Raw genomic sequence first — 21,247 nt, 5'->3', positions numbered from 1 at the left:
GCTCAACGAACGCCCCCGCATGACCCTGGCATGGAACACTCCCGCCGAGCGGCTCACCGAGCTCCTCGGTGATGCAACCACCGGCTGAAAACGCCGAGCTCACACCACATCAACAAGATCGAAATCTTGCGCGTCGGTGGCGGTCGGCGCGCGGCCCCACGTCACTCCGGCGGGCTATTGCCATCGCCCGATACACCAACCACGCAAAAGACTCTCCAGCCGCACCGCACCGCTACAAGGTCCACCACTCCCGCCCCTTTCCTCCTGAGATGAACCCCTCAACCGCCAAGGGCAAATCACGCATACCGGATGAACCCGGCAACGGGCTGGATCGCGGGGGACCGTGATCCAGAAATGGCAAAGTCGGGGATCGGCGGTACTGGCACTCGATCGATGGCTCGCACAACCTCAATGTCGCCGGACCAGCTCGCGAGCCCCACGCGTTGGCGCGAGGTGCCGGATCGCTCGGGCGCGGCTTCCCGCAACCGCTGCGCGGCCCGCTATCGGCGCCGGGGGATCGACAAGACTGCGGGCATCTGCGCGGCATGCTGGGCGATTCCGGGGGACTTGCCCGAAACCGCGGAAATCTTCCCTTCTGTGTGAAACGGTACGAATCAGGCGCTGCTGCTCCTGTGCGCTGACACGGACGACTTCAGGCCCCCGCGGTAGGACCCAGAGAAGGGCTCGGCGTGAGACTCCAGCTCCGAAGCTACCGTTGGCGCCCCGTCGCCGGACTGGTCGGCACGGCCGCCGCCCTGGGCGTGGTGCTCCTCCTGATTCCCGGACCCGCGGTTGCGGCCGAGAGTCCGGTCAACCTGAACACGGCGGCGGACTTCTCCGTGCTCGCCGGGTCGACCGTCACCAACACCGGTCCGACCACCCTTGCGCAGAGCCTCGGCGTCCACCCGGGCGCCGCCGCCCCTGGCTTTCCGCCCGGAGTCGTGGCCGGTGAGACCCATCTCGCCGACGGCGTCGCCCTGCAGGCCGAGGACGACCTCACCGCCGCGTACAACGACGCCGCCGGCCGGACACCGTTCACCAGCCTTCCGGCCGAGCTCGGTGGCAGCACGCTGATCCCCGGCGTTTATCGGATCGGCGCCGCCCAGCTGACCGGGGAGCTGACGCTCGACTCGCAGAACGACCCCGCGGCCGTGTTCATCTTCCAGATCTCCTCCACGCTGATCACGGCGTCGAACAGCGATGTGGTCTTCATCAACGGCGCCTCGCCGTGCAACGTGTTCTGGCAGGTCACCAGCTCCGCCACGCTGGGCACGAACAGCGACTTCGTGGGCAACATCATGGCGCTGACCTCGATCACCATGAACACCGGCGCCACGCTGGCCGGTCGCGCGCTGGCCCGCAACGCCGCGGTCACGCTCGACGACAACGACATCACCACACCGATCTGCGCCGCAGCCACCACCCCGCCGGCCACCACACCCGCCACCACGCCGGCTACCGCACCCGCCACCACGCCCGCCACCACGCCGGCTACCGCACCCGCCACCACGCCCGCAGCGAGTTCCTCCCCTGCCGGACCGCCTGTTGCCGGTCCGCCGATGGGGGCGCCGCCGCGGCTACCGACCACCGGTGCCGGCCTGATACCTGCGCTGACGGCCACCGGGATCGTCCTGATAGCTCTGGGGACTGCGATCCTGGTCCGGTATCGGCGGCGCTATCCATGACCCGGCCGGACGGCGGGTGTCGGCTCGCCGTCCGCGCAGCGTCGCCGTCCGCGCAGCGTGGCCGTCCGCTCGTCGCTGAGCCCGCCCCGAGCGGGCTACGGCCCGAGGATTCCCCGTATCGCCTGGCGGACAACGCGGCCGTTGCGGGCCGCCCAGCGCGCCGGGCCCGGGATCCATGCGCTGCGGTATGTCACCGGCACCTGTCCGATCCGGCGCGACGCGGTTCAGCGGCCTCGCACCACGCGCCCGAGTCTCCAGCGACAGACACAGACTCGCCGTGAGCGCCCTGAGTGAGCATCGGCGACTCTCGGTGGGAACACGTGCGCACGGCACTGTGCACAGTGGTCGCTGCCGCGTGGTGCTGGGCCCTGCCGGCGGCCTGAGCCCTCAGCCCGCGGCGACGGCCATGGTGCCCTTGCCGCTGCGCTTCGCCTCGTACATCGCCGCGTCGGCGGCGCGCAGCAGCGTCCGGGCCCGCTCGCCCGGCCCGGTGGCGACCCCGACGCTGGCCCGGACCACCAGCACGTGGCCCTCGACGGTGGCCGGTTCGGTCAGCGCCGCGACGATCCGCGCGGCGGTGGCGGCCGCCTCGGCCGGCGTGGTCCCGGTCAGGATCACCGCGAACTCGTCGCCGCCCAGCCGGGCCACCGTGTCGGTGCCCGCCCGCACGCAGCCGACCAGGCGTTCCGCCGCGGTGGCCAGCACCCGGTCGCCCACGTGGTGCCCCAGCGTGTCGTTGATGATTTTGAAGTCGTCCAGGTCGACGGCGAGGACCCCGGTGAGCACCCCGGCGTCCGCCGCGGCGATCCGGGTGTGGAACAGCGCCCGGTTGGCCAGGCCGGTCAGCGCGTCGTGGGTGGCGTCGAAGCGCAGCTGCTCCTGGAAGGCGCGCGCCTCGGTGATGTCCCGGGCGTTGGAGATGAGCCCGCGGACGCTGGGGTCGTCGTACCGGTCGGTGGCCACCACGTCCAGCCAGCGCCAGGTGCCGTCCTTGTGGCGGACCCGGCCCTGCCAGGAACCGCCCGGCGTGGCGGCGGGCAGCTCCGCCGGGTGCACCAGGTGGGCCAGCGACGAGCCGAGCAGCTCCTCGGGCTGGTAGCCCAGCATCCGGGTCACCGCCGGGCTGGTGAAGGTCATCCGGCCCGCCCGGTCGGTGATCACGGTCAGGTCGGAGGAGTGCTCGATCAGCGACCGGAACCGGCTCTCCTGCTCGCCGAGCCGGCGCAGCAGCACCGCGTTGTCGACGAACGAGGTGATCTGCCGGCCCAGCACCACCAGCGTCACCAGCAGCGAGCCGATGACCAGGCCCCAGCTGCGGGTGGACAGGCCGTCGTCGACCAGGCTGGTCAGGCCGGCCGCGTACGTGGCCAGCGCCGCCCCGTACGGCAGCAGGCTGAACGGCCGGCGCCGGACCCGGGCCGGCGCGGTGGCGGCGACCCGCATCTCCACCAGCTGCGCCCGCGGGCAGGACGCCATGATCACGCAGGGCACGAAGCTCGACAGCATGAACACCGCCGGGTGCGCGGTGGCCGCGAGCCCGTCCACGCCGACGCCCAGCGCGGTCAGCGCCACCCCGACCAGCGCGATGCCCGCCGCGACCGGCCGGAACGGGGCCTCGCCGCCGAGGACCAGCTTGGTGATGCCGAAGAACAGCATCAGCATGATGGCCGCGAGCATGCTGTTCAGCAGCATCAGGTCCAGGCCCGAGCCGACCACCGCGCTCAGCATGAACGCCCAGATGAAGCCCGCGGCGGCGGTCATCACCGTGGCCGCGTCCAGCCAGAAGACCAGCCGCTGCCGGCCGGTGGCCCGGATCGGGTGGGACAGCATCGCCCACAGCGGCATCACCATGCCGGCCACGATGAAGGCCAGGTGCAGGTTGCCGCTGAGCAGCCCCTGCACGGTGTGGTCCCGGGCCGACTGCACGGTCTGCACGGTGTCGCCGACGGTGAACAGGACCGCGGCGACCGTCATCGACCGCCAGAAGCGCCGGGTGGCGGCCGGGGCCACCGGGTCGCGGTAGACCTGCCAGGAGCCGACGGCCAGCACCACGTCCAGGGCCACCTGCACGGGCCAGTAGCCGGCGATCAGGACGGGCAGGCCGGCGACCGGCCAGGCGTACCAGGCGGTGCCGAGCGCGGCGACGGCGAGCAGGGCCCGCACGCCCCGGTCGCGCAGCAGGGCGAGCGGCACCCGGGGGGCCGTCCGCCGGACCGTGCGCGGCACCATCGCTCGTTCCTCCCGCCCGGCACCCCCGGGACGGGAGTCGCAGCCTGTCCATCGTTCGCCGGTGGCCGGACCTGAGACTTCGGGCGCGAACGGCGGCTGTGACCGCCGCCGCCCCGCGCTATATCGACTTGGGTATATCGAAGGTGGGATCTGGGCGCGGGCCGGTGCGCCGCCGAGAATTCTTTTCACGATCTCGGCTATCGCCCGGAGGCTCTCGTGACCCCTCGCCGTACGACCACCGCGCTGCTGGCCGCCGTGCTGGCCGCGGTCCTGCTGCAACTCGGCTTCGCCGCACCCGCCGCGGCCACCCCGCCCGGCATCCCGACCGCCGCCACCGCCCGCACCTACCTCGCCGCGCTGACCGTGGCGGCCTCGACCCACACCACCACCTACGACCGGGACCTCTTCCCGCACTGGATCACCGTCTCGGGCACCTGCAACACCCGCGAGACCGTGCTCAAGCGGGACGGCACCGGGGTCGTGGTCAGCTCGGCGTGCGCCGCCACCTCGGGCCGCTGGTTCAGCCCGTACGACGGGGCGACCTGGACCGCGGCGTCGGACGTCGACATCGACCACATGGTGCCGCTGAAGAACGCCTGGATCTCCGGCGCCTGGGCCTGGACCACCGCCAAGCGCCAGTCGTTCGCCAACGACCTGACCAACCCGCAGCTGATCGCGGTCACCGACAACGTCAACCAGTCCAAGAGCGACCAGTCCCCGGACGCCTGGAAGCCACCGCTGACCAGCTACCACTGCACGTACGCGCGGATGTGGGTCAAGGTGAAGTACGTCTGGAGCCTGACCGTCACCAGCGCCGAGAAGGCGGCGGTGACGACGATGCTCAACGCCTGCTGACCGCCGCCGCGGTGACCGGCTGGGCGCCGAACCCCGGGTTGGTGCCCAGCCAGTCCGCGTACCGGGGCCGTTGCGCGACGACGTCGAGATAGGCCTGCACCGCCAGGCCGTGCAGCTCGCCGGCCGCGGCGGCGGCCGGGCCGCCGGGCCGCCAGCCGAGCAGGTGCCGCCAGCGCAGCGGTGAGCCGGTCAGCGCGACCGGCACCACCCCGGGCATCGCCCGCACGGTGCCCTGGCACAGCACCACGGCGTTGCCCGCGGCGACGAGATCGATGCAGCCGCCGACGTCCATCTCCAGCGGCGGCCGTGGGGTGAAGCCGGCCCGCGCGCAGGCGGTGGCGAAACAGGCGGTGAAGCAGCCGTCGCCCGGTGCGCTGGCCCACTGCTCACCGGCGAACTCGGCGAGCGCCGCCTCCGCCCGCCCGGCCAGCGGGTGGCGCTCACCGACCAGCACCCACACCGGGTCGACGCAGACCGGCTGCCAGACCAGCCCGTCGGCGCCGGCCGGCAGCGACGGATCGCAGGCGCCGACCAGCGCGTAGTCGAGCCGCTCGGCCAGCACCCGGGCGCAGATCTCGTCGGCCGACCAGGTGGCGTGCACGGTCACCGGGCTGGCCGGGCGGGTGGCCGAGAGCCGCTGCACCAGCCCGGCGGCGACCGGCCCGTTGGTGGCGCCGATCCGGTACTGGCCGATCCGGTCCGCGCCGACCAGCGCGGTCACCTCGTCCTGCAGCCCGTCCACGGCGGGCAGGACCAGCCGGGCCCGGGCCAGCACCAGGTCGCCGAGCGGGGTGGCGCGGGTGCCGCGCGAGTCGCGCAGGAACAGGGCGCCGCCGACCGCGCGTTCGATCCGCTGGAGCTGGGTGGTCAGCGCGGGCTGGGCCAGGCCGAGCGCGGAGGCGGCCTTGCTGACGCTGCCCGCCTCGGCGATCGCGCAGATCATCCGCAGGTGGCGCAGCTCGAGGTCCACACGCTGACGGTAGAGCTCCGGACCCGGCGCCGAAATACCGACGATGTGAATTTCATGAATCGATCACTGTCAGTTCGCCGGTCGCCGGATGTCGCGCAGGTCCTGCCAACCGGACCACGCCCTGCGGAGCCGGCGCAGGCCGAGCCAGGCCGGCGGCACGGCCAGCAACGACCAGTAGGGATGCTGCGGGTCGAAGACGGTCTGCAGCGTGACCGCCCCCGCGACCAGGACGGCACCGGTCAGCGCCCGGGCCGCCGTCGCCCGGGGCGTCGGCGGCTCGGGGAGCGGGAGCACGCCGTACCGGATGGGGCCCGGCTCCGCGCGCAGCCGGGCCTGTTCCGCCTCCGTGCCGATCGCGTGCCGCGCCGCCGGATGCCGGGCGTAGCGGTGGATCGCGGCGGCCAGCACGGCCCGGTCCACGCCCTCGAACTCCAGCGTCGTGCGGTCCGGCACGAGGCCGGTCGCGCGGATCAGCTCCGGCCGCGCGTAGGCCAGGGTCAGCTCGCGCGGGTCGGCGCCGGGGCCGGGCTGGTCCGCCGCCAGCGCCTCCCACGGCACGGCCAACTCGCCGGTGAGCTTGTCGGCCCGGATGCCGCCGGGGCCCACGACCACGCCGACGCCGTGCGGCAGGCTGCGGGCGGTGACCGCCAGCAGGCCCGCGAACAGCAGGGCGCCGAGCAGGCCGGCCCGGCTCAGGTCACCGTCCAGGGCGGCCGCGGTGGTGCGGCCGGCGCAGAGTGCGAACGCCTGCAGGACAGCACCGGCGAAGAGCACGTCGGCACCGGTACGGGGAGTGGCCAGCGTGCGCGCCCGCGCGTCGGCGACCAGGGTGGCGCCCCGGTCCGCGCGCGCCCGCCGGGTCAGCCACCAGCCCGCCACCGCCGCCGCGCCGCCGCCGGCTGTGATCACCGCGTACGCGATCATCGGCGTCCCCGGCACCGCCGCGATCTCCCCGGCGGTCACCGCGAGCCCGGCGGCCGGCAGGGCCCGCCGGTGCCGGTTCAGGAAGGCGGACAGCCGGGTGATCACCCGCGCACGGTACGCGCCGGCCGCCCGCCCGTCCATCGCAGGTCGTCACGCTGGTCACTCCCGCACCGCCGGTGCTGCGCCGGGCCCGCGCCGGCACCGAAAGGGCGACGATTTTCTCAGGTGGCCCACCGCCCGCCCGATCTCGCAAAGAGACGTCACGCCGCCCGGCGCGACCAGGGCACGGGGGAGGAGTCCGATGCCGCTCCGGCGCCCGGTTCCCACGACCGTCGTGGTCGGCGCCGCCGTCGCCCTGTTCGGGGTCTGGATGGCCACCGGCCTCGGCGGCGGCACGGTCACCCAGGCCGTCTCCGACCTCGGCACCGTGCTGATGACGCTGGCCGCCGGGATCGCCTGCCTGCTCCGCGCCGTGCGGCGGCGCGGCCGGATGGGCCTGGCGTGGGCCGGCATCGGCCTGGGCGCGCTGTCGTACTCCTTCGGCGAGGCCTGCTGGTCCTGGACCGAGCTGGCCCGGGACCGCGCGGTGCCGTTCCCCGGGCTGCCCGACGTCGGCTACCTCGGCATGGTCCCGCTGATCTCGGCCGGCCTGCTGCTGGTGCCGGTGGGCCGGCAGACGGTGGCCAACCGGGTCCGGGGCATCGCCGACGGCCTGATGATCGCCGTCTCGCTGCTGCTGATGTGCTGGATCCTGGTGCTCGACCCGCTCGTCGCCGCGGGCGGCCACGGGACGCTGATCGGCTACCCGTTCGGCGCCGTCGTGCTGATCACCGCCGCGCTGTACGCGCTGGCCCAGCTGCGTCGCGACGGCCCGGACGCCGGCCCGCTCCTGCTGCTGGTCGGCGCGGTGTGCACGGTCGGCGTCTCCGACTGCGTGTACGCCTACCTGACCCTGCACGACGCGTACCTGTCCGGCAGCGTGCTCGACACCGGCTGGTTCGGCGGCTTCGCGCTGGTCCTGCTCGCCGCGCTGCGGCCCGGCACCCGTACGGCGGGGGACGAGGACCCCGAGGAGCGGCAGCCGTTCGCGATGCTGGTGCCGTACGCGGTCATGCTCGTCGCGGTGGCGTGCAGCGTGGTGGCCTTCGCGGTCACCGGTGACGTGGACCCGGTCACCGCCGGCTCCCGCACCTTCCTCATCGGGCTGATCATCGTCCGGCAGCTGCTGACGCTGCTGGAGAACCGCCAGCTGACCCGCCGCCTGGAGGCCCGGGTGTCCGCGCGCAGCACCGAGCTGCAGGCCAGTGAGCTGCGGTTCCGGGCGCTGGTGATGCAGAGCTCGGAGTCGGTCGCGGTCATCGACGCCGACTCCACCATCCGGTTCCAGAGCGAGTCGGTCGAACGGATCTTCGGCTACCCGCCGGCGGCGCTGCTCGGGCTTCGGCTGCTCGAGGTCGTCGGGCGCCGGGCCGCGGGCCCGCTGGCCGAGGCCCTGGCGTCGATCCGGGACGAGCCGCTGGCCGTGGCGGTCGTCGAGGTGCCGCTGCGGCACTGCGACGGCCGGGTCCGGCTCGCCGAGATGACCATCACCAACCTGGTGCACGACCCGTCCGTGCGCGGCTTCGTGCTCAACACCCGCGACATCCACGACGCCTCCGAGCTGCAGGAACAGCTCGTGCACGAGGCTTACCACGACGCCCTGACCGGGCTGGTCAGCAGGGCGCTGTTCCGCGAGCGGGTGCTGGAGGCGCTGGCCCGGGAGACGGCCGGCGCCGGCGTCGGCGTCGCCGTGCTGATGCTCGACCTGGACGGCTTCAAGGAGGTCAACGACAGCCTCGGGCACGCCGCCGGCGACGCCCTGCTGGTCCAGGTCGCGGCCCGGCTGCGCGGCGCGGTCCGCGAGGGTGACACCGTGGCCCGGTTCGGCGGCGACGAGTTCGGCGTGGTCATCGAGTCCACCACCGCGCGTGCCGACGCCGAGGCGGTCGCCGAGCGCATCGGGGCGGCGCTGCAGGAGCCGGTCCACCTCGGCGGACGGCAGCTGCGGGTGGCCGGCAGCATCGGCCTGGCCTGCGGCGCCGACGCCGCCGACATCGACCAGCTGCTGCGCAACGCCGACCTGGCGATGTACCGGGCCAAGTCGGCGGGCGGCGCCGGGCTGGCCACCTACGACCCGGGGATGCTGGCCGGGCTGGTGCAGCGGCTGGAGCTGGAGGCCGACCTGCGCCTCGCCCTGGAACGCGCCGAGCTGGTCCTGCACTACCAACCCACCGTCGATCTGCGGACCGGCGAGGTCGTCGGCTTCGAGGCGCTGGTCCGCTGGCACCACCCGACCCGCGGCATGGTCTCGCCGCTGGACTTCATCGGCATCGCCGAGGCGACCGGCCTGATCGTGCCGCTGGGCCGCTGGGTGCTCGCCGAGGCCTGCCGGCAGTCGGTGGCCTGGGGCGCGGGCAGCACCCGCCGGTTCAAGATGGCCGTCAACGTGTCGGTGCGCCAGTTCGAGCACGGCGACGTGTCCGCGATGGTGGCCGAGGTGCTCGCCGAGACCGGCATGCCGGTGGACCAGCTGTGCCTGGAGATGACCGAGAGCGTGCTGCTCACCGACACCGACGAGAACCTCACCCAGCTGCTCCGGCTGAAGGCGCTGGGCGTCACCCTGGCGATGGACGATTTCGGCACGGGGTACTCGTCGCTGGCGTACCTGCGCCGCTATCCGATGGACATCCTCAAGATCGACCGCTCGTTCGTGGAGCGGCTCGGCGGCGACCGCGAGGACGAGGCGCTGGTCCGCACGATCGTCCGGCTGGGCAAGAGCCTCGGCATGACCACGGTGGCCGAGGGCATCGAGGACGCCGGCCAGCTGGCGACGCTGCGCAACCTGGGATGTGACCTGGCGCAGGGTTACCTGCTGTCCCGCCCGCTGCCGGCGGCCGAGGCGGGGCGGGTGCTCACCGAGGGGACGGCCCGGCTGGCCGTGCCGGCCTGAGGGCCAGCTCCAGCGCCAGCCGCGCGTCCGGGTCGTCGAGGGCGGCGCCGAACAGCCGCCGGATCTTGCGCATCCGGTACCGCACCGTCTGCGGATGCGCCGGCAGCGCCGCGGCCGCCGCGAGCACCTGCCCCTGCGCCCGCAGCCAGGCCAGCAGCGTCGCACCGAGCACCTCCCGCTCGGCCGCGCCCAGCGCCGCCAGCGGGGCCAGCGACCGCTCGGCGAGCCGGCCGGCCAGCCCGGGCTCCCACGCGGTGACCAGCGTGACCAGGTGCTCGTCGCAGTGCAGCAGCCCGTCGGCCGGCAGCGCACCCTGCTGCTGCAACTGCAGGGCCCGCCGCGACAACCGGTACGACAACCGCGCCTCGCCCAGCCCGACCACCGGCCCCACCGCGGCCCGCTGCCCGGCCAGCGCCGCCGCGAGATGCCCGAGCCGCCCGGGCGTCGCCGGCTCGGGCAGGACCAGCCGGGTGGCGTCGTCGATGACCGTGGCGATGGTGCCGCTGCCCGCCAGCCGGGCCAGGTGCTCGCCGTCGGTGCCCTCCACGCTGACCACCGCCAGCGACCCGGGCAGCGGCCAGCGGGCGGCGTCGGCGGCCGCCAGGACCGCCGCGTGGCCCGGCGGGTCGGGCTGGACCAGCAGCGTGATCAGCCGCCGCCGGGTGGTGTCCCAGTCCCGGGCGTGCTGGCGCTGCTCGTCGAGATAGCCCGCGGCCGCGGCGCCGGCGAGCGTGTCGAGGAAGCCGAACAGCGCCGAGGCCAGCACGTAGAGCACCGCGGGCGGCAGCTCCCGCTCGACCAGGTACGCCCAGATGTCCCGGCCGCCCAGGGTCAGCACCGAGCGCAGGGCGTCCACGCTGTGCCCCTCGCGGAACTCGGTGCGGCCCAGCTCGACGAAGACGTCCCGGCTGGCGGTGAGGTCGCGGGACGGCTCGGCCACGGCCCGGACGAACGCGTCCACCGCCGTCTCCACGCCCAGGGTCAGCCCGCGCCCCTGCCCGCCGGTCAGCGACCGGCCCTGCCCGCTCATCGCGGCGCGCATGGTGCGCAGCACCCGTTCCCGCAGCGCCACCCGCTCGGCCCGCAACCGCTCGCCGACGGCTGCCGGCAGGTCACCGACGCGCGGCTCGATGTCGGCGAAGGTCTCCGGCACGTTTGTCACCCCGGTGATAAAGCGAGGACGGGATTCCGCCTCGGTGGACCACCATCTTGGCACCGCGATGCCTAGCGTGGTGCCATGGACGCAGATGTGATCGTGGTCGGGGCGGGACTGGCCGGGCTGGCGGCGACGGCCGAGCTGGCCGACGCGGGCCGCCGGGTGCTGCTGCTCGACCAGGAACCCGAGCAGAGCCTGGGCGGCCAGGCGTTCTGGTCGTTCGGCGGGCTGTTCCTGGTGGACTCGCCGGAGCAGCGCCGGATGGGTGTCCGCGACTCGGTCGACCTGGCCTGGCAGGACTGGCTCGGCAGCGCGGCGTTCGACCGCCCGGAGGACCACTGGCCACGGCAGTGGGCCCGGGCGTACGTGGACTTCGCGGCCGGCGAGAAGCGCGCGTGGCTGCGGCAGATGGGCCACCGGCTGTTCCCGGTGGTCGGCTGGGCCGAGCGCGGCGGCGGCCCGGCCGACGGGCACGGCAACTCGGTGCCGCGCTTCCACCTGACCTGGGGCACCGGCCCGGGCCTGGTGGCGCCGTTCGAGCGCCGGGTGCGCGCGGCCGCCGAGCGCGGCCTGGTCCGCTTCGGCTTCCGGCACCGGGTGGACGGACTGGTCGAGACCGGCGGGGTGGTCACCGGGGTGCGGGGCCGCACGCTGGCGGCCAGCGACGTGCCGCGCGGCGCGTCCAGCTCACGGGAGGAGACCGGCGATTTCGGGTACGCGGCGCAAGCGGTGATCGTCACCTCGGGCGGCATCGGCGGCGACCACGACCTGGTCCGCAAGGCCTGGCCGGCCCGGCTGGGCGCGCCGCCGAAGCGGATGGTCGCCGGCGTCCCCGCACACGTGGACGGCCGGATGCTCGGCATCACCGAGGCGGCCGGCGCGCGGATCATCAACCCGGACCGGATGTGGCACTACGTCGAGGGCCTGCGCAACTGGGACCCGATCTGGCCGCAGCACGGCATCCGCATCCTGCCCGGCCCGTCCTCGCTGTGGCTGGACGCCACCGGCAAGCGGCTGCCGGCGCCGCTGTTCCCCGGCTTCGACACCCTGGGCACGCTCAAGCACCTGATGGCCACCGGCTACGACTACAGCTGGTTCGTGCTGACCCAGAAGATCATCGAGAAGGAGTTCGCGCTGTCGGGCTCCGAGCAGAACCCGGACCTGACGAACAAGAGCATCCGCCAGGTGCTGGGCCGGATCCGCCCCGGCGCGACGCCGCCGGTCGAGGCGTTCAAGCAGCACGGCGCCGACTTCGTCGTGGCGCCGGGCCTGGACGACCTGGTCGCGGGCATGAACAAACTGGCGGCGGAGAGCGACGGCCCGGCCCTGGACCTCGACCAGGTACGCCGCACCGTCGAGGCCCGCGACCGCGAGATGACCAACCCGTTCAGCAAGGACGCCCAGGTGACGGCGATCCACGGCGCCCGGCGCTACCGCGGCGACCGGCTGATCCGGGTGGCGGCCCCGCACCGGCTGCTGGACCCGGCGGCCGGCCCGCTGATCGCGGTACGCCTGAACATCCTGACCCGCAAGACCCTGGGCGGCCTGGAGACGGACCTCTCGGCCCGCGTCCTGCGCGCCGACGGCACCCCGCTGCCCGGTGTGTACGCGGCGGGCGAGGTGGCGGGCTTCGGCGGCGGCGGGATGCACGGGTACAACTCGCTGGAAGGAACGTTCCTGGGCGGGTGCTTGTTCTCCGGCCGCACCGCGGGCCGCGCGGCGGCGGCAGCGACCGCCTGACCGTCGCCCACCCTTTCATCCTAGGATGCCTTAGGCGGTGTGCGGTACGCCACGGGGTAGCGCTCGGCCGGCAAGCTCGTTCCGGTGGTGACTTGAGGGTTCCGGGGTGGCGAACCGAACGGTAACCGGGGTGCGCCTGTTCTGCGCTCCCGGCCTCGCGGCGGGGCCCGAAGGGGTTGGCATGACGGATACGCAGATCGTGGAGCTGGGCCTGCAGGCGATGACCATCGCGGCGAAGATGTGCGCGCCGGTGCTGCTGACGGCGTTGCTGATCGGTTTCGCGATCTCGTTGTTCCAGTCGGTGACCCAGATCCAGGAGGCGACGCTGTCGTTCGTCCCGAAGGCAGTAGGCGTCGGTGCGGCGATCCTGTTCTCGGGCAACTGGATGTTGCACGAGATGGTGACGTTCACGACGCAGCTGTTCGAGCGGATCCCGACGCTCATCGGCTGAATCCGACGCAAGCAAGGGCCGCCCGCTGGGCGGCCCTCTTTTGGTGTCCGGCTGCGGGTGGCCCGTTCCGGGCACTCGCCGTCCGGATCGGTGCCGCGCAGGATGCGGTGGCCGCGCCGGGGTCAGCCGGACCCAGTTCGCGGCAAGCCGCGGGGATCCGTGCCACGATGAAGCCGATAGTTCTGGTCCAGGCGGGAGTCAAAGGCAATGAGCGAACACGTTTCCGACAGCGCTGAGTGGCAGGCCGTGCAGGGGCACGCCGAGAAGTTCTCGAGCGTGCACCTGCGCGAGCTGTTCGACAGTGATCCCCGGCGGGGCGAGCGGCTCACCGCCCGGGTGGCGGACCTCTACGTGGACTACAGCAAGAACCTGGTCACCGACGAGGTGCTGGCCGCGCTGATCGCCCTCGCCGAGCGCGCCAAGGTGCGCGAGCGCACCGCCGCGATGTTCGCCGGCGAGCACATCAACGTCACTGAGGACCGTGCCGTGCTGCACACCGCGCTGCGCCTGCCGCGCGACGCCACGCTGGTCGTCGACGGCCAGGACGTGGTCCGCGACGTGCACGAGGTGCTCGACCGGATGGGCGCGTTCACCGACCGGGTCCGCTCCGGCGCCTGGACCGGCGCCACCGGCGAGCGGATCCGGACCATTGTGAACATCGGCATCGGCGGGTCGGACCTCGGGCCGGTGATGGCCTACGAGGCGCTGAAGGCGTACGCGGACGCGGGCCTGGAGTGCCGCTTCATCTCCAACATCGACCCGACCGACCTGTACGCCAAGACCCACGACCTGGACCCGGCGACCACGCTGTTCGTGATCGTGTCGAAGACCTTCGGCACCCAGGAGACGCTGACCAACGCCACCGAGGCCCGCAACTGGCTGCTGGCCGGCCTGGGCGGCGACCGGTCCGCGGTGGCCAAGCACTTCGTGGCGGTCAGCACCAACGCCCAGCGGGTGGCCGACTTCGGCATCGACACCGAGAACATGTTCGGCTTCTGGGACTGGGTCGGCGGGCGCTACTCGCTGCCGTCGGCGGTCGGGCTGTCGGTCATGCTGGCGATCGGCAAGGAGCGCTTCGCCGAGCTGCTGGCCGGTTACCACGCCGTGGACGAGCACTTCCGCACCGCGCCGCTGGAGCAGAACGTGCCGGCCCTGCTCGGGCTGCTCAACGTGTGGTACGACACGTTCCTCGGGGCGCAGTCGCACGCGGTGCTGCCGTACTCGCAGTATCTGCACCGCTTCGCCGCGTACCTGCAGCAGCTGACCATGGAGAGCAACGGCAAGCACGTCCGGCTGGACGGCTCCGGGGTGGACTTCCAGACCGGCGAGATCTTCTGGGGCGAGCCCGGCACCAACGGCCAGCACGCTTTCTATCAGCTGATCCACCAGGGCACCAAGCTGATCCCGGCGGACTTCATCGGCTTCAGCGTGCCCAACCACGACACCGGCGAGATGCACGACCTGTTCATGTCGAACTTCTTCGCCCAGACCAGCGCGCTGGCCTTCGGCCGCACCGCCGAGCAGATCGAGGTCGAGGGCGTGCCGGCGGAGATCGTGGCGCACAAGGTGATGCCGGGCAACCACCCGACGACCACCATCCTCGCGGAGAAGCTGACCCCGTCGGTGCTGGGCCAGCTCATCGCGCTCTACGAGCACGCCACGTTCACCCAGGGCACGATCTGGGAGATCAACTCGTTCGACCAGTGGGGCGTGGAGCTCGGCAAGGTCATGGCCAACCAGCTCGCCCCGCAGCTCACCGCGGCGGGGGCCCCGGCCGGCGGCAACGACTCGTCGACCGACGCGCTGATCGCGCGGTACCGGGCACAGCGCGGCCGCTGATCGCGCGGGACGCCCGGTCAGGGCACCACGTGCAGCACCGGTCCGGCCGCGAGGGCGAGCGTCTCGCCCGGTGGTGCGAGCACGCCGCCCACCAGCTGATAGCGGCCGGGCTCGGGCAGCCCGAACTCCAGCGCCGCCTCCGCCGCCGTGCGACCGGGGCCGAACCGGCCGGCGGCGGTCGCGGCGACCCTGGTCCACGGCGGATCCGCGGAGGTCACGACGATGTGCGCGAGGTATCCGGCGCCTGCCGCGGCGAGCGCGTCGGCGCCCGGTCCGGTCAGCGCGAAGGTGATCGTCGCGACCAGGCGGTCGGGCTCGGCGGGCACCTCGAAGCGCAGGTCCATGATGCTCAGCCGGGGCCGCCCCGGCGTCGGTTCGGACGGGGGCTGCGGGGTCTCGACGAAGTACTGGATCCGGCGGCCCCCGTCGGTGCGCACCGGAGCCTGCTCCGGGAGCGCGTCGTCGACCTGGACGATCCGGTGTTCCCGGATCTCGCCGTCCGCGCCGAGCACCACGGTGATCATGTGGAGGGCGCAGGCGGCGCGTTCCGGCGCCGGTCGCGGTGCGGGCGCCGCGGCCGGCGGGGGCACGGAGTGGTCGGCCTTGATGCCCTCCAGCCGGGCGCCCCGGCAGGTCGCGGCCGGACCCATGCCGAAGTGCGCGAACGCCTCCCACACGGCCCGCTCCGCGGCGGCGGCGGGCTCCGCCGACAGCCGGCCGGCCGTCCGCAGGAAGGCCAGGGCGGTCAGGATCGCGTCCCGCATGTCCAGGAAACTGGGGTTGGCGCGGGCGATCGTGATCGCGTCCAGCACCAGGCGCGCGGCCAGGCCCGGTGAGCCGAGCCGGCGGGTCATCGCCATGAGCGTGGCGCACCACAGCTCGCCGACCTCGTGCGGCGTCGAGTACCACGCCCCCAGCTGATCGAAGACGCCGGGATACTGCTCGTCGTACGGCCGGGTCCGGATGCCCTCGGGCCGGTCCACCGCCCACGCCGCGACGACCTCCGTGCCCGCCTGGACGCAGGCGAAGTAGTCGCTCCAGCCCTCGCCCATCCCGGCGCTCTGCGGCTCGTCGAGCGCGTGCACGTCCAGGACGCCCCCGGCCAGGCGCTGGGTCACGACGTGGGCGTACTCGTGGAAGACGACCGTCGGGTCCAGCGCGGTGTGCCGGCCGGTCCGGCCGACCGGCCCGAGGCGCAGCACCGGGCCGGCGCCGTTCACCGGGGTCAGCATGGTCGCCGTGCCCGGCAGCGGCTCGGCGAACACCCGGACGCCGACGGGCGGGGCTGCGGCGCGGGTGGGCGCGGCCCCCGTGAGGTCGCCCGCGGCCTCGGTGAGGCCGAGCAGGGCGAAGAAGTCGTGGGCCGACGAGGCCAGCGCGAACGCGTTGACCACCCACTGTTCGGCGCTGTCCGGAGCGGGCGCGAAGACCAGCTGGTCGCCGTCCCGCTGACCGCGCACCGCCGGGCCGTCCACGCCGGAGCCGGCCACGACGTTGGTGCCCGCCGTGTCGTCACCGGCCAGCCACGGACCGGGGAAACCCACCGGCAGGTCCGGGGGCGGCTCCACCGGATAGTCGCTCAGCGGGCGGGGCAGGGTGATGCGGTGCCGTTCCCCGTCGCCGCCGGCCAGGAAGACGTCGGCGGTCGCCGCGGCGGACAGGGTGACCTGGTGCGCGAAGAGCACGCCGGCATCGCCCGCGTCGGCGACCACGACGAACCGCTGGGCGTGGCCGGGCATGGTGAGCGTGACCTTCCAGCCCAGCCGCAGGTCGCCGGGGCGCAGCGGGAACCACACCAGACCGGCGGTGATCGGCTCGGCGAAGGGGCCGGGCTCGAGCACGGTCGTCCGGTCCGGGGCTCCGGCGATCACCGCGACGGCGCGCGGCTCGAAGGACGTCAGATCGGCCGTGGGCGCGTCGAACGGCTCCATGAACTGGTCGTACGTGCCGAGTTCGTCGGCGGTGGGGCGGGCGACCCGACGGGCGGCGGCCAGCACGGCGTCCTCGGCCCGCACCGCGGGAGCGACGTCCAGCGGCTCGCCGATCGTCACGCAGGAACCGGCGGTCGAGGCCACCGCGCCGGTGGGATCGAACACCACCGCCTGGGCCGCCTGGAACACGGGGATGCCCTGGTACTGCTGCCGCAGGTGCACCGCGTGCGCCCCGGAGCCGGTGGTCCGCACCACCGGATCCCCGACGAACTCGACCGGCTGCGCGGCCGTCAGCCCCAGCAGCGGCCCGACCGACCGGAGGTGCGCCAGCGCGCGCGTCCGGGGATCGCCCGGCTCGGGTGCCGCTCCCACCGATTCGATCCGGCACGGATTGCCGGTCAGCGGGTCCACGGCGGTCACGCGGACGGTGTGCCCGCCGTCCAGCCCGTCCGAGACCTCCCGGGCGAGCGAGGCGTACCGCTGCTCGTCCCCGGGCTCGACCGGCCGGCGGAGATCGAACTCGCGGCTCATCGGCTCAGCCTCCCTGCGGCGGTGGCACACGGGCGGCTGCTCGACCCCGGGACCCGGGCACCGGGCAGCCTGGACGGGCCGGCTACTTGGTGTAGACCAGGTAGCGCAGCGGGATGTTCTCCTGGATCAGCCACTTGTCGACGTCGATGATCGTGCTGGCGAACGCGGCGTACGGCTGGCCCATGTTGATGATGTCGGCGGACAGGTTGGCCTCGAACAACAACGGCTTGAGGCCGGTCGGTTTCGGCGCGTAGAAGCCGAACGAGAGCAGCGTGTAGGCCGGCGCCTCCGGGGGAGCGAACTGGTCGATCCTGGCGTCGTCGGGCCCGTCGCTCACGTCGGTCAGGTTGACCTGTTCCATGCCGACCCGCCACCAGCGCTCGCTGAGCTGCACCGTCGGCTGCACGGCGAAGCCGTGCGGGACGTCGATCGTCGGGTTGACGAACATCACGGCGTAGATCACCGCGAACTCGCCGCCGGCGATGATCTTGCTGGGCTGGTACGGCGGCGGCCCGCCGAACTGGACCGGCGTGAAGGCGTACAGGTCGAAGGCGTTGTACGGCCCGACCGTGGGCTCACCGAGCCGTGCGGTCTCCAGCGCCGCCATGCGCTCCTCGAGCCGCTGTCCCAGGGACATCTTCGCCCGTTCGAGCAGCTTGTCGCCGAACTCCGCGACCGCCTCGCGGTACTCCTCGGGAATCGGCCGGGGATCGACCTTCTTGATCGGTTCCGCGGGCGGGGCCGCCACCTCGGGTCCGGGGCTTTCCGTCAGCGTGCCCTTGCTGGCCGTCAGTTTGCCGATCGTGGGAGTGGTCATCGAGATACCTCCTCGCACACTTCTGCTGATACGCCGACTCTTCCACCGCCTGCTTAACCGGCGTGCGGGCCGGCGGTTAACCCCGGCGTCCGGGCGGTTAACCGAGTGGCACCTCCGGACCGTTTCGGAGCTCGGCGCGTGGGGCATGGTGAAGCAACCCGGTGAAGGAGCCGACCATGGACGCGCATGAGATGGTGCTCGGTGGCACGCGGGAACCCGGTGCGGAGGAGTGGGCCTGCACGACGTGCGACCGCAGGCTGCTGCTGCGGTGGTCGCCCGTGCCGGTGCGGGTCGTCCTGCACCCGGGTGACGACCGCGCCGTCCACGTGGGTGCCCGCAGCGACACCCGGGCCGGCGATCCCACCGAGCACGAACACGACTGGCTGAGCGGTCTCGGCATCCGCTGGGACTGACCACCCGCCGCGGTGGTCAGACCGGCTCGTGCCGGCGGATCTTGCGGTAGAGCGCGACAGTCTCCGGCGCGGGTTCCACCTTCAGCTCGGTGCGCAGGGTCAGCACGCACTCGCGGAACTGCAGCAACGCCAGGTGCGGCAGTCCCTGTCGGCTGTGGCACCGCATCAGCAACCGGTGCGCCTGCTCCCGGCACGGATCCATGGTGAGCAGTTGCCGGCACAACTCGGCGGCGCGGGCGTACTCTCCGGTCCGGAACCGCAGCTGCCCGAGCGTGCCCAGGGCGTCGATCTGAATGGCTCTGAGCCGCTCGCGTGGCTCGGCCGTCCACAGTGAGTCGAGATCCTCGGCGAGGAAGTCGCCGTGGTAGAGCCCGATCGCCTCCTCGTAGCGAGCGCCTTTGCGCCCCACGTCGTCCTCCGGGAGGCGCCGGGCGGCCGCGGCCCGTTCGTCGTAGAGGTCCACGTCCAGCCAGAGCCGGACCGCGGGATGCAGCCGGTAGCCGCCCTCGCGGAACAGCACGACCGGGGAGGGCGTGACCTCGCGCAGCGCCCGGCGCAGGCTGTGCAGCGCGACGTTCAGGCTGTTGCGGGCGGAGGCCGGCTCGGCGCCGGGCCAGAGTGCCTCGGTCAGCGCCTCCCGGGACGGCCCCGGGCGGCGATGCGTGACCAGGTAGGCGAACAGCGATCGCATCCGGCCGCTGGACCACGCCGGCACCGGCGTCTCGTCCACCACCAGCGCGAACGGTCCGAGCAACTGCGCGATCACCGTGGGACCCGGGGCCGCCGCCGGCCGCTCGGGGCGGGCCCCGGCCGGCAGTTGCGCCGGGGTCGCCTCCTGCTCGGCCGCCGGGGCGAGCCACCGCGGCCCGGCCGAGGGGAGACGGCGCAGCCGCACGGGTGCGGGGTCCGCGCTCCAGCGTCCCGTGGCTGCCGGCATCCCCGAGCCGGGCCCGCTGACGGTCTCCCGCAGCTGATCCAGGACGGCGCCCACCCGGCGTTCCAGGGCGGTCTGAGCGTTGCGGATCTCCTCGTGTCTCCCGCGGCAGCCGAGGATCTCGCGGCTGAGTTCGTCGGTGACGCGGATGTGCTCCGCCGCGGGGCCGCCGGCCGCCGCCCGCGCGGCCCGGCGGAAGCCGAGCAGCGCGGCATCGGTGCCGCCGGCCAGCAGGGCCGTGGCGGCCTCCTGCCAGATCGCCCAGGACAGGGTCGCGGGGTCGCCGGAGGCCTCGGCGAAGGACAGTGCGGCCGCCGACCGGGCCCGCGCCCCGCCGAGGTCGGTCGCGGTGACCGCGGTGCTCGCCGCCAGCATGCTGTGGCACGCCCGGTCCAGCGCCGGCCGGGCCGCGAAGCGCGCGGCGGCCGCGTCGAAGAACCGGCAGGCGCCGCCGGGATCCCGGGCGGCCAGGGCGATCTCCCCGCGCAGGTGCAGCAGCTCCGCGCGGCCGTGCAGCACGTCGGTGGGCAGCCGGTCGATCAGCCGCTCGAGGGTCGCCCATCGCCCGTCGTCCATCAGCTCGTCGGCGTGCGCCAGCAGCGCGCCGGCGGCGCCCTCGTCGTCGTGCGCGTCCAGGCTGAGCGCGACGCCCTCGGCGACGGCGCCCGCGTTGATCAGGTGGTGGGCCACCCCGCGCAGCTCCGCCGGCCCGGGCCGGTACCGGGGGTCGAGGGCCGCGGCGAGCGGGGCCCGCCAGCATCCCCGCACCCGGTACCAGTCGCCCTCCAGCGGCTGCCACCACGGGCCGGACGGTTCGCCTTGCCCGTACTCGAGAACGACGGCCCGGCCCAGCGCCGCGAGCTGGTCGTCGTCGAACAGCGGCAGCATCTGCCGCGCCACCCCCTCCAGCAGCTCGGGCAGGGCGGCCGCGGTCTGCAGGCGGCGCCCGGCGGCCTCGCCGAGCAGGGCCTGTGCGGCCCGGACCGCTTCGCCGGCGGCCTCGGGCGGCGCGGGCCGCAGGTCCCGTGGCGTCCACCGGTCCGCGGCGGCGAGCAGGGAGGCCAGCGCCGACTCCCCATGGGCCAGGACCACGCAGGGGATGTCGTGGTGGCGCAGCCGCGGCAGCAACCGGCCGGCCAGCAGGGCGGCGGTGGGCCCGGTGCCGCGGAGCAGATGCGCGTGTTCGAGCACCAGGGCGCCCGTCTCCGCCAGGGCTCCGGCCAGTTCCCCGGCGAGCAGGTCGACGAGCCGCGGCCAGCCCGAGACGGGTCCCGGGTGCGACCGCATGGCGGCGAGGGTGGTGTCCGCCGGCCCGGCGTGGCGGCCCAGTCCACGGGCCAGCGCGAGCAGCGGAGCCGCCGGATCGTCGTCCCCGGCATCGAGGCGCAACCACAGCGGCGTACGGCCGGCACCGGCCAGCGCCGTGGCGAGATGCTCGCTCAGCACCTGGCCGTCGGGGAACTCGAGCACGGCCAGGCCCTTGCCCACCGCCTGCTCGAACCACGGGTCGGGCACCCCGTCGCGTGCCACGGGAGTCAGGGTGCGGGCCCCGCGCGGCCGGATCGGCTGCCTCATCATCTGTCCTGCCCGGCGGCGCGGCGCGCAGCCTCCTCATTGATCACATCAAGTGACGCAGGTGTCACCGAAAGTTCAACAGTGTCCACGGCGGACGGGGAGGGCCCAACGGCCCTGGCGGCGGCTCCGGCGGGAAAGTGGCACATCGGGGGAGCCGCCACGGCGGGCGCCGTCGCGGCACTAGACACCTTTTGGGGTGGGGGTCTCT

The 21,247-nt window shown here is 73.8% G+C and carries 14 protein-coding genes; 7 read left to right on the top strand and 7 right to left on the bottom strand.

All coding sequences use genetic code 11. The features are described from left to right. The first annotated feature begins 689 nt into the window (after positions 1-689). Positions 690-1,685 (top strand): ice-binding family protein, encoded by a 996-nt coding sequence (locus ACIBQZ_RS39355; RefSeq protein WP_396094044.1) that lies wholly within the window; start codon positions 690-692, stop codon positions 1,683-1,685. Between the two features lie 387 nt (positions 1,686-2,072). On the opposite strand, the gene ACIBQZ_RS39350 is transcribed toward ACIBQZ_RS39355, so the two are convergent. Next, a complete protein-coding gene (locus ACIBQZ_RS39350; RefSeq protein WP_396094043.1) occupies positions 2,073-3,914 on the bottom strand; it encodes a diguanylate cyclase domain-containing protein in 1,842 nt (613 codons plus the stop codon). Between the two features lie 216 nt (positions 3,915-4,130). Between ACIBQZ_RS39350 and ACIBQZ_RS39345 the strand changes: the two genes are divergently transcribed. After that, a complete protein-coding gene (locus ACIBQZ_RS39345) occupies positions 4,131-4,769 on the top strand; it encodes an HNH endonuclease family protein (RefSeq protein WP_396094041.1) in 639 nt (212 codons plus the stop codon). On the opposite strand, the gene ACIBQZ_RS39340 is transcribed toward ACIBQZ_RS39345, so the two are convergent. Together ACIBQZ_RS39340 and ACIBQZ_RS39335 are read right to left on the bottom strand one after the other, a co-directional pair. Continuing rightward, positions 4,756-5,739 (bottom strand): LysR family transcriptional regulator, encoded by a 984-nt coding sequence (locus ACIBQZ_RS39340; protein WP_396094040.1) that lies wholly within the window; start codon positions 5,737-5,739, stop codon positions 4,756-4,758. The two genes, ACIBQZ_RS39345 and ACIBQZ_RS39340, sit on opposite strands and share 14 nt — an antisense overlap. 69 nt (positions 5,740-5,808) lie before the next feature. Then, entirely contained in the window at positions 5,809-6,768 is a 960-nt protein-coding gene (locus ACIBQZ_RS39335; RefSeq protein ID WP_396094039.1) for a hypothetical protein, read from the bottom strand. A 196-nt stretch (positions 6,769-6,964) separates the two neighbouring features. Here ACIBQZ_RS39335 and ACIBQZ_RS39330 point away from each other — a divergent pair, with 196 nt between their 5' ends. Next, a complete protein-coding gene (locus tag ACIBQZ_RS39330; protein ID WP_396094038.1) occupies positions 6,965-9,652 on the top strand; it encodes an EAL domain-containing protein in 2,688 nt (895 codons plus the stop codon). Here ACIBQZ_RS39330 and ACIBQZ_RS39325 read toward each other — a convergent pair. Continuing rightward, positions 9,615-10,805, bottom strand: a complete 1,191-nt coding sequence (locus ACIBQZ_RS39325) for a helix-turn-helix domain-containing protein (RefSeq protein WP_396094037.1) — start codon at positions 10,803-10,805, stop codon at positions 9,615-9,617. The genes ACIBQZ_RS39330 and ACIBQZ_RS39325 overlap by 38 nt on opposite strands. An 84-nt stretch (positions 10,806-10,889) precedes the next feature. On the opposite strand from ACIBQZ_RS39325, the gene ACIBQZ_RS39320 reads away from it, so the two are divergent. The 3 genes from ACIBQZ_RS39320 to pgi all read left to right on the top strand — a co-directional run bounded on the left by ACIBQZ_RS39320 (position 10,890) and on the right by pgi (position 14,838). After that, entirely contained in the window at positions 10,890-12,548 is a 1,659-nt protein-coding gene (locus ACIBQZ_RS39320) for an FAD-binding dehydrogenase (RefSeq protein ID WP_396094036.1), read from the top strand. 106 nt (positions 12,549-12,654) lie between these two features. Continuing rightward, positions 12,655-12,999 (top strand): flagellar biosynthesis protein FliQ, encoded by a 345-nt coding sequence (fliQ, locus tag ACIBQZ_RS39315; RefSeq protein WP_396094035.1) that lies wholly within the window; start codon positions 12,655-12,657, stop codon positions 12,997-12,999. A gap of 207 nt (positions 13,000-13,206) precedes the next feature. Further along, the gene (gene pgi, locus ACIBQZ_RS39310; RefSeq protein WP_396094034.1) at positions 13,207-14,838 is read left to right on the top strand and encodes a glucose-6-phosphate isomerase; all 1,632 of its coding nucleotides are present in this window, start codon (positions 13,207-13,209) and stop codon (positions 14,836-14,838) included. Positions 14,839-14,855: 17 nt separating this feature from the next. Here pgi and ACIBQZ_RS39305 read toward each other — a convergent pair whose 3' ends face one another. After that, positions 14,856-17,300: a M36 family metallopeptidase gene (locus tag ACIBQZ_RS39305; RefSeq protein WP_396094033.1), complete on the bottom strand. Its 2,445-nt coding sequence runs from the start codon at positions 17,298-17,300 to the stop codon at positions 14,856-14,858. 82 nt (positions 17,301-17,382) lie between these two features. Next, a complete protein-coding gene (locus ACIBQZ_RS39300; protein WP_396094031.1) occupies positions 17,383-18,117 on the bottom strand; it encodes a hypothetical protein in 735 nt (244 codons plus the stop codon). 176 nt (positions 18,118-18,293) lie between these two features. On the opposite strand from ACIBQZ_RS39300, the gene ACIBQZ_RS39295 reads away from it, so the two are divergent. Then, positions 18,294-18,530, top strand: a complete 237-nt coding sequence (locus ACIBQZ_RS39295) for a hypothetical protein (protein WP_396094030.1) — start codon at positions 18,294-18,296, stop codon at positions 18,528-18,530. Between the two features lie 16 nt (positions 18,531-18,546). Here the strand turns inward: ACIBQZ_RS39295 and ACIBQZ_RS39290 are convergent, their stop codons facing one another. Next, positions 18,547-20,994, bottom strand: coding sequence for a BTAD domain-containing putative transcriptional regulator (locus ACIBQZ_RS39290; protein WP_396094029.1), 2,448 nt, complete (start codon positions 20,992-20,994; stop codon positions 18,547-18,549). Between the last annotated feature and the right edge of the window lie 253 nt (positions 20,995-21,247).

Origin of the sequence: Actinoplanes sp. NPDC049599 (assembly GCF_044465625.1) — a bacterium.
GTDB lineage: Bacteria > Actinomycetota > Actinomycetes > Mycobacteriales > Micromonosporaceae > Actinoplanes.
This window is presented reverse-complemented; position numbering and strand designations above follow the sequence as displayed.

Coding starts and splice junctions, on each gene's coding strand:
- ACIBQZ_RS39350 (WP_396094043.1), bottom strand. CDS start 3,914: ATGGTGCCGCGCACGGTCCGGCGGACGGCCCCCCGGGTGCCGCTCGCC.
- ACIBQZ_RS39305 (WP_396094033.1), bottom strand. CDS start 17,300: ATGAGCCGCGAGTTCGATCTCCGCCGGCCGGTCGAGCCCGGGGACGAG.
- pgi (WP_396094034.1), top strand. CDS start 13,207: ATGAGCGAACACGTTTCCGACAGCGCTGAGTGGCAGGCCGTGCAGGGG.
- ACIBQZ_RS39300 (WP_396094031.1), bottom strand. CDS start 18,117: ATGACCACTCCCACGATCGGCAAACTGACGGCCAGCAAGGGCACGCTG.
- ACIBQZ_RS39330 (WP_396094038.1), top strand. CDS start 6,965: ATGCCGCTCCGGCGCCCGGTTCCCACGACCGTCGTGGTCGGCGCCGCC.
- ACIBQZ_RS39295 (WP_396094030.1), top strand. CDS start 18,294: ATGGACGCGCATGAGATGGTGCTCGGTGGCACGCGGGAACCCGGTGCG.
- ACIBQZ_RS39320 (WP_396094036.1), top strand. CDS start 10,890: ATGGACGCAGATGTGATCGTGGTCGGGGCGGGACTGGCCGGGCTGGCG.